This is a genomic window from Rhizobium sp. BK661 (assembly GCF_024808825.1).
Classification (GTDB): Bacteria; Pseudomonadota; Alphaproteobacteria; order Rhizobiales; family Rhizobiaceae; genus Rhizobium.
Map to the genome: position 1 here is coordinate 34,633 of NZ_JANTYT010000020.1, position 14,187 is coordinate 48,819.

Sequence of the window (14,187 nt, forward strand, 5' to 3'; positions counted from 1 at the left end):
GCCCTGATGCCATGAACTCTCCTCAACCGGTCTGTGCGAATGATGGAAACCAACAAGCCTCGGTCTCAAGAAGCGGCAAACGAGCCTCCGCGGGGCTTCGTGCGCGTGCGTGGAGCACGCGAGCACAATTTGAAGAGCATCGATCTCGTCATTCCGCGCGATGCCCTTGTGGTGTTCACCGGCGTCTCCGGCTCGGGAAAGTCGTCGCTGGCCTTTGGTACGCTCTACGCGGAGGCGCAGCGGCGCTATCTCGAGTCGGTGTCGCCTTATGCGCGGCGTTTGTTTCATCAGATGGCGGTTCCCGAGGTCGACGAAATCGATGGCCTGCCCCCGGCCGTGGCCTTGCAGCAGCAGCGCGGCTCGCCTTCCACGCGCTCTTCCGTCGGCAGCGTGACGACGCTTTCTAACCTCCTTCGGATGCTCTACTCGCGCGCTGGCAATTATCCCCGACACCAAGTACATCTCGATTCCGAGGCTTTCTCGCCCAACACGCCGGCGGGAGCCTGTCCCCGATGCCATGGACTCGGTCGGGTCTACGAGGCGACCGAAGGCTCGATGGTGCCGGATGATTCCAAAAGCATTCGCGAGCGCGCCATTGCCGCCTGGCCGCCCGCCTGGCATGGCGGCAACCTGCGCGACATGCTGACTACGCTGGGCTATGACGTCGATCGTCCATGGCGAGAGCTGCCGAAGGAAGCCCGCGACTGGATCCTCTACACCGACGAGCAGCCGGTGGTCCCGGTCTACATCGGGTATGACGCGGACGAGGCGCGACGGGCGATCAGGCGCAAGGAGGAGCCCAGTTACCGCGGCAATTTCTCCAGCGCCAGGCGATATGTGTTAAACACCTTTGCCACCACTCAAAGCGCGTCGATCAAGAAACGGGTGGCGCGCTACATGGTGAGCACCGAATGCCCGCTCTGTCACGGCAAGCGGCTTCGCCGCGAAGCGCTTTCCGTCAAGTTCGCCAGCTTCAATATTGCCGACATTTCGCGGATCCCACTGGCAAGGCTCGCTGACCTCCTGCGCCCCTATGCGGAGGCCACCGCCGCTACCCTGACCAAGCTGAAGGCGCAGCATCCGGAGAAGGCGTTGGTAGTGCAGCGGATCGCCGAGGACCTCGGCGGCCGGCTCGCGGTTCTGCTCGACCTCGGACTTGGCTATCTTTCACTGGAGAGAAGCACCCCGACGCTGTCACCGGGCGAACTGCAGCGCCTGCGACTTGCAACCCAAGTGCGGTCCAATCTGTTCGGCGTCGTCTACATGCTCGACGAGCCCTCAGCCGGACTGCATCCCGCGGACACGGAGGCGCTGATGACGGCGCTCGATCGATTGAAAGCCTCCGGCAATTCGCTGTTCGTGGTCGAACACGAGATCGATGTGATCCGCCATGCGGATTGGATCGTCGACGTCGGCCCGGGCGCCGGCGACCGCGGTGGCCGCGTGCTCTACAGCGGTCCGCTGCAAGGGTTCGAGCAGGCAGAGCAATCGCAAACTCGCCGCTACCTGTTCGACCACACTATTGTGTCAGACCGAACGCCGCGCCCACCCAGGGGCTGGTTGCGGCTGCGCGGGGTCAACTGCAACAACATCCATGGGCTCAATGTCGATTTTCCGTTGGGAGCATTTACCACCGTGACTGGCGTTTCCGGTTCGGGCAAGTCGAGCTTGGTGAGCCAGGTCCTGGTGGAATTGATTGCAAAGCAGCTCGGCCATCCCATCCCCTCGATCGATGATGAAGACGACGGGCTCGAGCGGACTGCCGTGACGACACCGCGCGGTCGGATCGCGAGCGGGGCGGAGGACGTCAAGCGCCTGGTGGTCGTCGACCAGAAAGCGATCGGACGCACACCACGGTCCAATCTCGCGACGTACACGGGGCTGTTCGACCACATTCGCAAAATTTTCGCGGCGACGAAGTCGGCGCGCGCCCGTCACTATGACGCTGGACGCTTTTCCTTCAATGTTGCCAAGGGCCGTTGCGAGACCTGCGAGGGAGAAGGCTTTGTTTTCGTCGAATTGATGTTCTTGCCCAGCGTCTATGCACCGTGTCCAACCTGTCATGGCGCTCGCTTCAACGCGCAAACCTTGGACATCGAATATCGCGAAAAGAACATCGCCGCAGTTCTGGGAATGACGGTAGATGCCGCCTACGCCTTCTTTGCCGAGGAGGCGCAAGTGCGCCGATTCCTCAATGTGCTGCGGCAGGTTGGCCTCGGCTATTTGCGACTTGGCCAGCCGGCCACGGAGCTTTCCGGCGGCGAGGCACAGCGGATCAAGCTTGCCTCCGAGCTCCAGCGGCCTCAGCGCGGCGCCACGCTCTACGTCCTCGACGAGCCCACCACAGGACTACACCCGGCTGACGTTGAGAGGCTCGTCGCGCAACTCGACGGGCTCGTCGAATCTGGCAATACCGTCATCGTGGTGGAGCACGACATGCGTGTCGCCGCCGGCAGCGACTGGGTCATGGATATCGGCCCTGGGGCAGGCGAGGAAGGCGGCCGTGTAGTGGCGTTCGGCACGCCAGCCGAGGTCGCGGGGTCGTCCATAAGCCGCACAGCACCATATCTGTCGCGGTTCACGGCCCCGGCCTGCGGCCGAGCTTGAGCCGGTCCAGTAGCAGCGCGCGAATTGAGATCGTCTCCTAGAACGGCCAATCGGGCGCCCCCGAATTGGAGGCGCTGAACGAGGTGATCGAACAGGGCAGATGGTCGCGCCGATCGGGGCGGAGTTGCGTTGGATCAAGCGGTGCGAGCGCATCAACTCGTCGCTGCCGGCCACGTGCTCTGAAAAATCGTCCTGCCGTTCAGCCGGCTCCATCGCGCGTTCCAGTGAACGGTCCCGTTCCCCTTTGCCGCGCGTCCCCTAGAATTGACCGTCGTCAATGCGTTGCGGCGTGCATCGCGCTAGTAAAACCTCAGTGGTGCCGTCAGAAGACGATCCGATACGCGCGGCGGGCCCCGGCATCGACTTGGGCACGAGCTGATAGACACGGCAGATAATTTCGCCGACCTGCTTGTCGCACCAAGGCCGCGCGATCGAGGCCGTGAGATGAACCGGTGAGGATATATGATGCCGAAGGTCGATCCAAGCGATGAGAGGATGTTTCCAAAATTCTCGGGGGCGGAAATCGATCGGCTTTGTCGGTTCGGCTACCAGCAGCGCTACAGCAAGGGCCAACCGCTGTTCCTGACAGGAGAGATCGCCTCCGGCATGTTTCTGCTCAAGAGCGGTCGCGCCCAAGTGACGCGGCGCGACCCGCTTGGACATCTCGCTCCGATCGTGGAAGAGACTGCAGGTGATTTCGTCGCCGAAGTGGAACAGCTTTCCGGTCGGCCGGCGCTGGTCGACGTTCACGCGGTCGACGATATCGAGGCCGTTGTCATTCGGGCCGAGAACCTGCGCGGCGTCATGATCGCGGAGCCCGAGCTTGGCGACCGGATCATGCGCGCCTTGATTCTGCGCCGCATCTTCCTTATTGAGGCGGGCGCCGGCGGACCCGCGCTGATCGGGTCCGAGGACGCTCCCGATGTCGTGCGGCTGCAAGGCTTCCTCGCCCGGAACGCCTACCCCTATCAGGTGCTCGATCCTGCGAGGGATCGCGAGGCCGCTGATCTCATCGACAAATATGCGCCGGATCCGAGCGACCTTCCACTGGCGGTGTGTCCCAAGGGCACAATTCTCAAGAACCCTAGTGAGGCAGACCTGGCACGCGCCCTTGGAATGGTACGGAGGGACGGTCGAGACCGGACGTACGACGTCGCCATCGTCGGGGCTGGCCCCGCCGGTCTTGCGACCGCCGTCTACGCGGCGTCCGAGGGGCTTTCGATCGTGGTCTTTGACGCACACGCGTTCGGTGGGCAGGCCGGGGCGAGTGCGCGCATCGAGAACTACCTCGGGTTCCCGACCGGCATATCTGGCCGGGACCTCGCCGGGCGAGCCTATGTACAGGCGCAAAAATTCGGCGCCGAAATGGCGATCCCGTCCGCCATCGCACGCCTCGACTGCGATCAAAATCCGCTGATGCTGGAATTCGCGGACGGGGCTCTGACCAAGGCTTCGGCCGTGGTGATTGCGTCCGGCGCACGCTACCGTCGGCTCGACATCCCCAATCTAAGCGAGTTCGAAGGACGAGGCGTGTGGTATTGGGCCTCGCCCATCGAGGCAAGGCTTTGCCGGCGCGAAGAAATCGTCCTTGTCGGAGGCGGCAACTCCGCGGGGCAGGCCGCCGTGTTCTTGCGCGACTACGCCGCCAAGATCTGGCTGGTTGTGCGTGGGGCAAGCCTGTCCGAAAGCATGTCCCAATATCTCATTGACCGGATACATGCGGCCAGCACCATCGAGGTGCTGACGAACACGGAGGTTATCGCGCTCTGCGGTTCACCGCAACGACAGCTTGAGCGCATCCGGTGGCGCAACCGCGTTTCAGGTGAGGAAACGGAAAGGCAGGTTCGGCATATGTTTTTGTTCCTCGGAGCCGAGCCGGAGTCTGGGTGGCTGCACGGCTGCGTTTCTCTCGACGCCAAAGGCTTCGTGCAGACGGGTGCGAGCGTGCAACAGGCGATCCCCTCCGCAATCGACGGCGCAGAACCGCTCTCACTGCAATCCAGCATCCCCGGCGTCTTCGCGGTCGGCGACGTGCGTTCCGGCTCGGTCAAACGCGTCGGCGCCGCGATCGGCGAAGGAGCCGAAGTCGTGGCCCAGTTGCATACCTATCTCACCGGTAAGGCGAAGGGCGCCGCCGTTTGCGCCCCGTCCGCCGCCGAGCTCCCGACCGTCTCTCCGCCTTCAACGCGGTAATTCTCCGCCCTTGTCGCGGCCCGACATATCAACGCCAGACAACGCCGGCTCGTTTCCTTGACGTGCAACACGATCTGGTGGAGTTTCAACGAGACGGAAGCGAGTTAACCGTGTTGGCATCGAAGGCCGGCCCGGCATGAACGCAGTTGCCAGCGCCAGAGCGGCGGCGGCTATCGAACGCGCTACCGTCCATCCGGATACAGCCGAGAGCCATGTTGTAGCGGCTGAGTTTGCGACCGTCGCGGCGACCGACGATCATTGGCGTTCACACACTCTCGGCACCGCCCAGGTTCGGGTCTCTTTATCATTGCCCGGCAAGCCTCCGAAGAAGCGGCTCACGGGAGACGGCGATCTCGTAGAGCATGGAGGCGCTCACGCGTTCCTCCTGGATCATATTTCTCGAATGCTGAAAGCTGATGCCTATGGATCGGGCAAGGCCGGGCTTGCGAAAACCGCCCAACTGGACGCGCGACCGCGATCTGCATGCCAACATGCGCATCGGCTGGATCACAGCGGGTAGGTCTTGGCTTAGCAATACCGTAAGAGCAGGAGGCTATTTCGATTCCGACAATGCTTTTGCGTCTTGTCATTCCCGGAATGTGAGTGTGTCGAGATACGCCGTCAGGAACTCAGCAAAATTTCCGAATGCTTGGGGAGTTTGCAGGACTGCGCAAAATGGCATGGGCGCCTTCACCTCGGCGCTACATCCGACTTCAACTCGAGGGCGGGACGTGCGGCATCTGCAAAGAATGGACAGCAGGTGTGTCGCGCAACTGGATAATCGAACATAGGTCAGATATGTTTTGCCGACGGCGCGACGAACCCTTCAAAAGCCTATGTCGAGCGCGATTGAGTGGAAAGATCAAGGCCGCGCCACAATAACACTGACGAAGTCATGCGCACAGAAAATCAGAAGATACTATCGCGGCGCGCCTTATGGCGTTCCTCGATTAGGGGGCGGCAGGTCTGCTCGACCGCCTTTACTGCAAGATCAAGCCTCTTCTTCAAAGCGTCTCCCTCCATTTCTCCCCAACCGATCGCGGCCTCCCATTGATCGCGTTCTTGTTCTCGTCCGGCTGGCTTCTGGCCATGGGTGCGGACCAAATTGCGGGCCGCATCGACAATTTCGTTGTGAATTGCCCTTATCTCGTCGAACGGGCGCGCAGCCTCTTCTCCGAAGTAAGCCATGAAGCGGTATCGGCTGGCCCGGAGCTCGGAGAAGACTTGGCTTTCCTTCGTCAAGCGGTCCACGGGGGCGATGATCTCGCTCTTTTCGGGCTCATCATCGTCCTGTCCAATTTCTGGTCGATCAGTCTCATCTTGATCGGCATCTGACGCCGGAAATCGCGCCCATGTCAGAATGTCCCTGGTCCGATAGAACCCCGCCAAAACCTCTTCCGCCAATTCAGCCTTCCGCCTGCCGACCGTTTCGGCCCTCCATGCATTGAGCCCGCGCATCCCGGCCCAGCCAGCCAGAAGGGCCGCCATGCCGGTCATTAGATTGGCCCATGCGGAAATCCATTCAGGTGACACGACCGACCTTCCGTGCGTACGTTTCGATAAGGCCCATACGTTTCTATCTGCGTTCCGTTTGCCGCCTGTTGGCGTTTGCAGAAGAGACGAAACGCTCAATTATCCAGTTGCGCATGCGTCCGCGTGACGACGTCTTCGCCTCGGTGGCAATTCCATCAACAGTTCAGCCTAGGCTTGGCAATACCGTATAGATGCGCGTTATAAATGCAAGGAATTCTGCCACATAGCTGCGGAGGGATGACGTCAGTTTCACTGGGCAAGTGCGCTCTCGGCGTGCTGGTTGGATCAGGGCGCCGACCCGGTGACCGCCTTCCTGTGTGTCTCTATTGAAGCGCCCGGTCCAGAGATATGCATCCTCTGGCACCGCTACTTCGAGTTGCCGGCTTTTCATCACCTTCTCGACGTCGATGCCGGCGTTGCGCAACCGCTGACAGTGATCGTCCTTGTGGTGATCGGATGGTCCCACCAAAGGGAATGGGCTGGGGCGTCGACTTCATATCAGTCTCCAGGATCCGAGGGTTTGTCCTTATGCCGGATTTCCGCCATGGCTTTTTGTTGCTCTGGCCAAGCCAGGAGGTCCGCCATTTGGAGTGCAAGCCGATCAAGCGGAGCATGATCGAACTCGCTCTCTACCTGCGCTTTGCGAAAGTGCGTCGAGAGCACGCCCCAGAGACGGCCATTGCTGCTGATCAGCGGGGTCGATTGCACGGCAGCAATGCCGTCGGCGCTCATCATGTCGAGCTCAACAGTGCCCACAAACAGGTAACTCGTCGAGACGTCTTCGACAAACACACGCATGCGCCTCGTGAGCGCCGCAGCGCAAGTGGTGTTGGTGTCGCGACGCACGATGCTGAAAAAGCTCTCGGCTTTGCTGGAGAAACCGCGGCTGGCAACAAGTTTAAGGCAGTCGGTACTTTCGTCAAAGCGTTGCAGAGTGCCCATGTCGGCGCCCGTTATGGCGATCGCGATATCTAGAGCCGGGAATAGGTCCAGACCAAGACTCCTGGAGTTTTTTAGCCGCTGTAGGGCCACGTCAATGCTTTGCCCAATCGCACCGTCGATGGGCTCCTTGAGTTTTGCCACCGTCGTGCCTCCGAGAGCTCCGCTGCGTGCGGCCGAGCAAGGCCGAAAATGCAAAGGGGGGATTGCCGCCTAAGCCATTAAGCGATTTTTCGTAATTGTCATGGTTGTCGTGAACGCCAGGAGAATCTGACGACCGTCCATGCGCATGTGCCGTCTGCGAAGAACATTCCCCCGTTGCGCGCCATGCGGCCAAGGTGCGTGAATCGCGGTCTCAGCCGTCAGCACCAGAAGCCGTCGCGCACTTGACGTCGCCAATTGGAAAGCTGGTTTGCTACAACGCCGTTACGGCCCGCGACATCCACTGCTCGCACACCAGGCTCAAGGCTTTCCGCTACAATGCGAGCCTTTACATCATCCGGCCAACGCCGGTTACCGCGACGGGGCTCAACGACGTCATCGCGACCAACAAATCCATCATCCAATTCAGCTTCCAGATACGCTTGGAACCCTTCGCAGCTATGCTCAAAAAGCGGCGGACAATTACGTCCTCAGTGATCTCGGTTAAACATCAATCGCTGTTCCGGTGAGATGAGGTCGATTGAGGCGTGACAGCTAGAGCATGGGTATCGTTACTGCGAGAATAACGACCAATCCGGCCGTCACGAGACATGTTTCAATTAGAAACAACGCCACTTGCCGTCCGGTCATGCCTGGGAAAGCGGATTTCACTGAAGCGTCTCCTTGAAAAAAATTTCCAATGCCAGAACGATAACACAGTACGATGCAGAATATTGTTATTTCTTTCACGGTAAATACCTTGCTTAATTGCAGGCAATGCTCACATCAGTATTTGCGGTGGCTACTCTCACCTCACCTCGTCGGACCCGGATGGGTGGCGATCCCTTGAAGCTGGCCTGCTGTTGGGCGCACGGCCGCAGAAGGCTGATCAAGGCCACGCCAAAGAGTGGATGGCCCATCGTCGACGTTTATGACGCTTATCGCGATGACGCTGCGTCAGCGCCTCCATTGCTCGAAAGGCCGCCTCGATTCCAAGAGGTTGCACCGTTCGAGAACCTTCTGCGCGATACCCGATCGACCCGAATGCCACCGAAGCCGAGCCGGTGGTGCTATTGAGTTTACGGCAGGCTCAGCAGCGATCTAGCACAAATTCGAGATAGGCATTGCAAAACCAAAAATTGAGCTTATTGTTTGTTTATCGACCAATGCTTGTGACGTCGTTCCAGAGCTTTATGCTCCCGTTGGATTTCCTCTCAAATAATCGATCTTATACCGCAAGGCATCGCGGGAACCCCAACGATTGCTTCGAAAGGAAATCGTTATGAACACTGGTACTGTAAAGTGGTTTAATTCCGCTAAAGGCTTCGGCTTCATTCAGCCTGACAACGGCAGCACGGATGTCTTCGTGCATGTGTCTGCCGTTGAGCGTGCTGGCATGCGTGCGCTCTCGGATGGTCAGAAGATCACCTACGACGTCGTCCAGGACCGCAAGTCCGGCAAGAGCTCGGCCGACAACCTTCAGGCGGCATAATAACGTCATTTGCACCGCTGACCACGGATGTACTGGCAGCAAAGCTGAATGACTGTGAGAGGTCGGGTTCATGCCCGGCCTTTTGTTTTTTCGCTATAGAGAACGTCACGCCCGAATTTGCTAGTCCTCGTGACAGGATCGTATTGTAACGTCGTAATCTTTGAAGCATCAGCCAACACGGGCCCGGGCTTCGACCGCTCCCATATCTGGCCTAAGCGGCATCGCACGCAGGAAATGACAATAGCCTGCCCAAACGGCGAGGCAGGCATGTGGTAGACGTAGAAGCCGTGTCATAGGCATCGCTGTCTTAGTGGACGGCCTTACCCAAACGAGAGGAGGATGCGATGTCTTCCAACGAGTATTCCGCATACGTATCACAGAACCTGGTTCGGACGAGTACGTTCGGCTATCATGAACAAGCGACCCTTCGTGTGCTTCTCGACCCCGCGGTCACCCGTGACGCTCGGCTAAAGCTGCCTTTGGCAGGAATGAGAGCATTTCCCGATTTCGGCGTCGATGGAAAATCCCGCATGCGGACGGCACTTTAGGGCACGACGCTCCTTCCGCTTTAGCAAATCCGCTGCGAGACAAACGCCGACCCGAACCTACCGGCTCAAAACAGCCGATATTGATCCTGGCGCTAAAGGAGAAACCAATGGCCAAAGGCCAAATGCGTAGCAACCGAGAAATCCGTAAACCGAAGAAGGACAAAACCGCAGCGGTAGCACCACCGCCATCTGGCCCGCAGGCCAAGCTTACGGGCGGCCACGCGGCGAGTATCGGCAAGAAATAGCATGTAGACCGCTCATCACGCCAATATCACTGCCAAAGGGCGCGACACCGCGCTATTATTCGAGGACTCAATGATCAATGACACCACCCGGAAATTCGCAGAAACTCTGTTTCGCGCGCCGGCCCCAGAAGCCGGCTCCAATGCCGAAAAGCTCCTGAACCTCCGAAAGGGCATGCAGCTGCGCACACGCAAGCTGCGAGATAGCGAGCGAACCGTCAGAGAAGCCGCCCGCCCCTTCCGTTACTCTTCCGCAGCCACGAGGGCGATCACATGACTCAGTTCGATTATACCGGCGGGGCCGGACTCTACGCTGGCAAATCGAAAGCCGGCATAAACGGTCCACGTTATCGGCGGTTCGATACAGCAGCCGAAGCCCTTCGGTTCGCCGTAGAAGACCTGCCGCACAGTCAACAACGAGGCTCTCTGCTGGAGATTGACGAGGCGCGTTTCAACCACAACCAGATCCGTGCGCTCTACGATGCACCCGGCTACCCGCTTTCACGCCGGCTCGGCTAGTCGTACCGCGCTGACAAGGAGAGTGCGTGCCGAGGCTTTCCATACGACACCGTAACACACGACAGCTATTGCTTTCCGGTTCAGCTTTTTCGCCGTCGTTGATTTAGGTCCTCGCGAAGGGCCGGATCTCCTGCTCTACACTCATGACATCACCCTTTTACCTGAAGGCCGTATAGCCTGGAAAGCGGATGTCTTCGGAAACGCAATCGCCACGGCGACGTTTTTCGAGCCGACGCATCAGGTCGAGATCGTCAGCAGCGCCGAGGTCGATCTCCGAAGCCTGGCCGGTGTTCGACATCGCCGCATCCCGGCGCGCTACCCGTTCGTTTACGAGGAAGAGGACTGGCAAAACCTCGGGGTAATGCACAGTACTTGATCCGACCGGCCAGTTCCAGACCTGCGTCATGAGCTTCGGTATGGGTGAAACAACCGATATCCTCTCCCTCTTGAAGGACCTGAGCGCCGGGATTTCCAACGTCATTGGTTATCAGGCATGCGATGACGAAGGAACACGTGCTCCGCTTGAAAACGCTGGCCTTGGGGTCTGGAAGTTGGCGGGATCCAGCAACCCTGTGTGCAGAAGCTGTTCGGGTTCTCGGGCTGGCCACGAGAGCCCTTTCCGGCTACCTCTATAATCCTGGCCGGGGACTTGCTCGGCTCGCCGTCGGTTTCCAAGGACCATGAGATTGAAAGATGCGCATCAGGCTGCCGGAGCGCGCCGTATTTGACGGCATTGGTCGGAGGCTTCATCTGCAAAGCGGGCATTCGCTTCCAGGTCGTCGGTGAATGAGAGTTGGACGCCATCCTCGAGACCGGTCAATCGCCCGAGAAGCACGATGCCCTGGGCGCTGAGCGCTTGAAGGTTTATCGTGTGCGTCGACCCAAGCGCGCCGCGGGGCGGGATGCGTCCGCAAGTCGAATGACCTCCTCCCCCGGCTTGGATGCCCATCGCCGAATGGAAGCTGGCGGAGTGTTCGGCAAAATCGTTCTCTGCGATTTTCACGAGTGATGCCGGAACCTGGTTGCTTGTTTTGGAGTGGCTCGAACCTTCGACTCATATCTTGCAGTTAAATCAGCGGCCGTTCCACATCTACACTTGTTACACCTTCGAACTGCATGCGATGCCATCAGGCTGGCAGCAATCCTGCCGCTCGGTAGCTGTCGATCATTGCATCGAAGAGCGAGATGTCGGAACGGCTGCGGGCAAGCAGCTGCGCTCCCGCGACCGCGGCGAAGATCGCCCGAGCCCGGGCCTCGCTCCCCTTCTCATCCGTTAGGCCGGCATCGAGGAGCCGATCCGCAAGCCAAGCTATATTGACGTCGGCGAAAGTCTGGACCTGTTGGCGGACATGTTCGGGAAGGTCGTCGTACTCTGCTCCGAGGAAGCTCCCGAGGCACAGGCGGTTGCCATTTTCCAGCGACATTCGGAACGTCTGCGGATATTTCCGGAGGCTAGCTGTCGGACCACCTTCTTCCCTCGCAACTTCGTCCAGCCAAGCTCTTGTGTCCTGCCAGTAACGCTCGGCGATCGCCGCAGCGAGATCCGCTTTGCTCGGAAAGTGGTGATAGATGCTGGCGGCCTTGATGCCGACCTCGGCTGCGAGCTCGCGCATGTTGAGGCCGCCATAACCGTGCGACTGAGCGCTCAGACGTCCTGCCGCGAGAATGGCTTCCCTTGCACTTCCGCTCATATGTACCTCCTTCAAGCCACCTAACAAATGTTAGATAGGCGTTGACGATCGGATTGTAAAGGTCTAGTTCTGCATAGCCTACCAACTGTTAGTTAGAGAGAGAACGCCATGAGCAACGAACTGATTTATTCCGACGCCACAAGGCTTGCAGAGCTCATCCGCCGCAAGGACATTTCGCCCGTCGAGGTAGTACAGGCGCATCTCGATCGCATTCAGGCGGTCGATCCCAAGGTCAATGCGATCGTCACCGTTGCGGAGGGAGCGCTGGAAGCAGCCCGGAGCGCCGAAGCCGCAATTCGGGCTGGCGAAGAACTCGGACCGCTGCATGGCGTGCCGTTCACCGTCAAGGATTCCATCGATACCGAGGGTGTCATGACACAGCGTGGCTCGCCAATCTTTGAAGGACGTTTACCCGACCGCGACGCGACCAGCGTCGCCCGCCTGAAGAAGGCGGGCGGCATTCTGCTCGCCAAGACGAACCTGCCGGAGTTCTCCTACTGGATCGAGAGCGACAACCTGCTCTCCGGGCGCTCAAACAATCCGTGGGACCTGGAGAGGACTCCGGGCGGATCGAGCGGCGGCGAGTCTGCCGCGATCGCTGCAGGCATGTCCCCACTCGGTCTTGGGACCGATCTTGCGATCTCGGTGCGGGGGCCGGCGGCGCAGACCGGCATCACCTCGATGAAGGCGACCCACGGCCGCGTACCGATGACCGGCATCTGGCCACGTGCGCCGCGTCGCTTCTGGCACGTCGGGCCGATGGCCCGGTCGGTGCGCGACGTCGCCCTCGCCTTCTCGCAGATGGCGGGACCCGACGGCGAGGACGCGTTCGCGTCGAGCACGGTTCCGTTCGACGCCGGGATCGGTAGACAGCCCTTCCGGCAGCTTCGCCTCGGCTGGATGGTCGGACCCGGCTTCGGACCGGTTGATCCGGAAGTCGTCGCCACCGTCAAGGCGGCTGCCGCGGCTCTGAAGGACATCGGCTTTTCGATCGAGCATGTCGGCATCCCGGCACTGGAGAAGGACTTCGCTCTCGACGTCTTCAACCGTCTTCATGTGATGGAGATGAAGCCGGCGTTTCGCGAAGCAACTGCCGAGCGTCGGGACGACGAACTCTACAAAATGGCGAAGACGATGCTGTCGCTGCCCGACACCTTGATGGCGGACTACATCGAGGCGGAGCAGGCTGCCGAGCGGCTGCGCGATGGCTATGCCGACTACTTCTCCCGCTACGATGCCCTGATCACCCATGTGCTGCCGATCCCCGCCCACAAGCACGGCGTCGAAGAGTTCGTGATCGACGGGCAGAAGGTGGATGCGACGTACTTGCAGGGCGCGACCGTGCCTTTGAACGTCACTGGCCTTCCCGGCGTCTCAATGCGGTTCGGCACCAGCAGTGCAGGCCTGCCGATCAACGTCCAGATCGTCGGCGCGTGGCAGGCGGAGTCGACTATCCTTCATGTCGCCTCGCTTCTGGAGAGCGTCAGTCCAACGCGCGGCCTGCATCCGACGCTCTAAAAATCACTGCACATCAGCACGGCCTTCTCGAGTGGGAAGGCTGTGCTACTTCGCCGCATCGGCGATCAGACCGCAGCCACCGGCGCGCCGTTGCTGTAGCCGACGTGCCAGGCGAGTTCGACCGGAAAGAGGCCGAAGCCTAAGGCGCAGGCAGCACCATCAAGAAGTGCGTGATCGACACCGCCCGCTTGGATGCCCCGGCTTTTCCGCGAGATCTCGTAGTGCAACGATGAAGCCTGATGAATGCATGGATCATGACGTTGTACCGTCCCTGACCAATTCCACACCTGAGGGGCGAGGATAGACAAACCAGCGGAATGCCCTATGTGATCGTCATCGTCAGCAAGCGAATACGTAAGCGCTGGCGGCTGAGGGCTAAGAGCTCCCGCCTGCCTAGGCAGGACGCGCTTATGGTCGATAATTCCGCCGAGACATCTCAGAAAATCATCGGCGGCGACTGGAGCAAGCTGCTTGTTCTCATCGCTGAAGATGAATTCCTCATCAAAACCAATCTCGAAGATGTCGTGACGAAAGCCGGCTTCGAGCACCTCGCCGTATCGAATGCGAACGAGGCTATCCGTGGTTTGGAGGAGGACTCGGCTCGCTTTTGCGCTCTGATAACCGACATAGGGATGCCAGGAGAAACGGATAGTTGGCATCTGGCTCGTCGAGCACGAGAGCCAATCATGCCAGTGATCTATATGACCGGCGACAGCGCCAAGGACTGAGGCCGCTCAAGGCGTTCCGAATAGCGTTTTGTTTCA

Annotated in this window: 15 protein-coding genes and 1 pseudogene; 10 read left to right on the forward strand and 6 right to left on the reverse strand. The window is 59.8% G+C overall.

All coding sequences use genetic code 11. From position 1 onward, the window contains the following. Positions 1–39 precede the first annotated feature (39 nt). The gene (locus FHX16_RS26110; protein ID WP_259131185.1) at positions 40–2,607 is read left to right on the forward strand and encodes an excinuclease ABC subunit UvrA; all 2,568 of its coding nucleotides are present in this window, start codon (positions 40–42) and stop codon (positions 2,605–2,607) included. Between the two features lie 462 nt (positions 2,608–3,069). After that, positions 3,070–4,800, forward strand: a complete 1,731-nt coding sequence (locus FHX16_RS26115) for an FAD-dependent oxidoreductase (protein ID WP_259131187.1) — start codon at positions 3,070–3,072, stop codon at positions 4,798–4,800. A gap of 909 nt (positions 4,801–5,709) precedes the next feature. Here the strand turns inward: FHX16_RS26115 and FHX16_RS26120 are convergent. The 3 genes and pseudogenes from FHX16_RS26120 to FHX16_RS26130 all read right to left on the reverse strand — a co-directional run. Then, the gene (locus FHX16_RS26120) at positions 5,710–6,333 is read right to left on the reverse strand and encodes a hypothetical protein (protein WP_259131189.1); all 624 of its coding nucleotides are present in this window, start codon (positions 6,331–6,333) and stop codon (positions 5,710–5,712) included. 498 nt (positions 6,334–6,831) lie between these two features. Continuing rightward, positions 6,832–7,416: a GAF domain-containing protein gene (locus tag FHX16_RS26125; RefSeq protein ID WP_259131190.1), complete on the reverse strand. Its 585-nt coding sequence runs from the start codon at positions 7,414–7,416 to the stop codon at positions 6,832–6,834. 230 nt (positions 7,417–7,646) lie between these two features. Continuing rightward, positions 7,647–7,838, reverse strand: a pseudogene (locus tag FHX16_RS26130) (transposase); the annotation flags it as partial. An 857-nt stretch (positions 7,839–8,695) separates the two neighbouring features. On the opposite strand from FHX16_RS26130, the gene FHX16_RS26140 reads away from it, so the two are divergent. The 6 genes from FHX16_RS26140 (at position 8,696) to FHX16_RS31685 (ending at position 10,590) form a co-directional block, all read left to right on the forward strand. After that, positions 8,696–8,905: a cold-shock protein gene (locus FHX16_RS26140; RefSeq protein ID WP_183759007.1), complete on the forward strand. Its 210-nt coding sequence runs from the start codon at positions 8,696–8,698 to the stop codon at positions 8,903–8,905. 344 nt (positions 8,906–9,249) lie between these two features. Beyond that, a complete protein-coding gene (locus tag FHX16_RS26145; RefSeq protein ID WP_259131192.1) occupies positions 9,250–9,453 on the forward strand; it encodes a hypothetical protein in 204 nt (67 codons plus the stop codon). Between the two features lie 107 nt (positions 9,454–9,560). Next, on the forward strand, positions 9,561–9,698 hold the full coding sequence (locus FHX16_RS26150; protein ID WP_259131194.1) for a hypothetical protein: 138 nt from the start codon (positions 9,561–9,563) through the stop codon (positions 9,696–9,698). 70 nt (positions 9,699–9,768) lie between these two features. Next, positions 9,769–9,972, forward strand: coding sequence for a hypothetical protein (locus FHX16_RS26155; RefSeq protein WP_259131196.1), 204 nt, complete (start codon positions 9,769–9,771; stop codon positions 9,970–9,972). After that, a complete protein-coding gene (locus FHX16_RS26160) occupies positions 9,969–10,214 on the forward strand; it encodes a hypothetical protein (RefSeq protein ID WP_259131198.1) in 246 nt (81 codons plus the stop codon). The genes FHX16_RS26155 and FHX16_RS26160 overlap by 4 nt, the downstream gene beginning before the upstream one ends. Positions 10,215–10,362: 148 nt before the next feature. After that, a complete protein-coding gene (locus FHX16_RS31685; RefSeq protein WP_405049326.1) occupies positions 10,363–10,590 on the forward strand; it encodes a hypothetical protein in 228 nt (75 codons plus the stop codon). A 324-nt stretch (positions 10,591–10,914) separates the two neighbouring features. On the opposite strand, the gene FHX16_RS26170 is transcribed toward FHX16_RS31685, so the two are convergent. Beyond that, the gene (locus tag FHX16_RS26170) at positions 10,915–11,217 is read right to left on the reverse strand and encodes a hypothetical protein (RefSeq protein WP_259131202.1); all 303 of its coding nucleotides are present in this window, start codon (positions 11,215–11,217) and stop codon (positions 10,915–10,917) included. 124 nt (positions 11,218–11,341) lie between these two features. Further along, positions 11,342–11,905 carry a TetR/AcrR family transcriptional regulator gene (locus FHX16_RS26175; protein WP_259131204.1) on the reverse strand — a complete coding sequence of 188 codons (564 nt, stop codon included), beginning with the start codon at positions 11,903–11,905 and terminating at the stop codon, positions 11,342–11,344. 108 nt (positions 11,906–12,013) lie between these two features. Between FHX16_RS26175 and FHX16_RS26180 the strand changes: the two genes are divergently transcribed. Next, the gene (locus FHX16_RS26180) at positions 12,014–13,423 is read left to right on the forward strand and encodes an amidase (RefSeq protein ID WP_259131206.1); all 1,410 of its coding nucleotides are present in this window, start codon (positions 12,014–12,016) and stop codon (positions 13,421–13,423) included. Positions 13,424–13,488: 65 nt separating this feature from the next. Here the strand turns inward: FHX16_RS26180 and FHX16_RS26185 are convergent, their stop codons facing one another. After that, positions 13,489–13,650 carry a hypothetical protein gene (locus tag FHX16_RS26185; protein WP_259131208.1) on the reverse strand — a complete coding sequence of 54 codons (162 nt, stop codon included), beginning with the start codon at positions 13,648–13,650 and terminating at the stop codon, positions 13,489–13,491. A gap of 90 nt (positions 13,651–13,740) precedes the next feature. On the opposite strand from FHX16_RS26185, the gene FHX16_RS26190 reads away from it, so the two are divergent. Further along, positions 13,741–14,151, forward strand: coding sequence for a response regulator (locus tag FHX16_RS26190; protein WP_259131210.1), 411 nt, complete (start codon positions 13,741–13,743; stop codon positions 14,149–14,151). Positions 14,152–14,187: the final 36 nt, after the last annotated feature.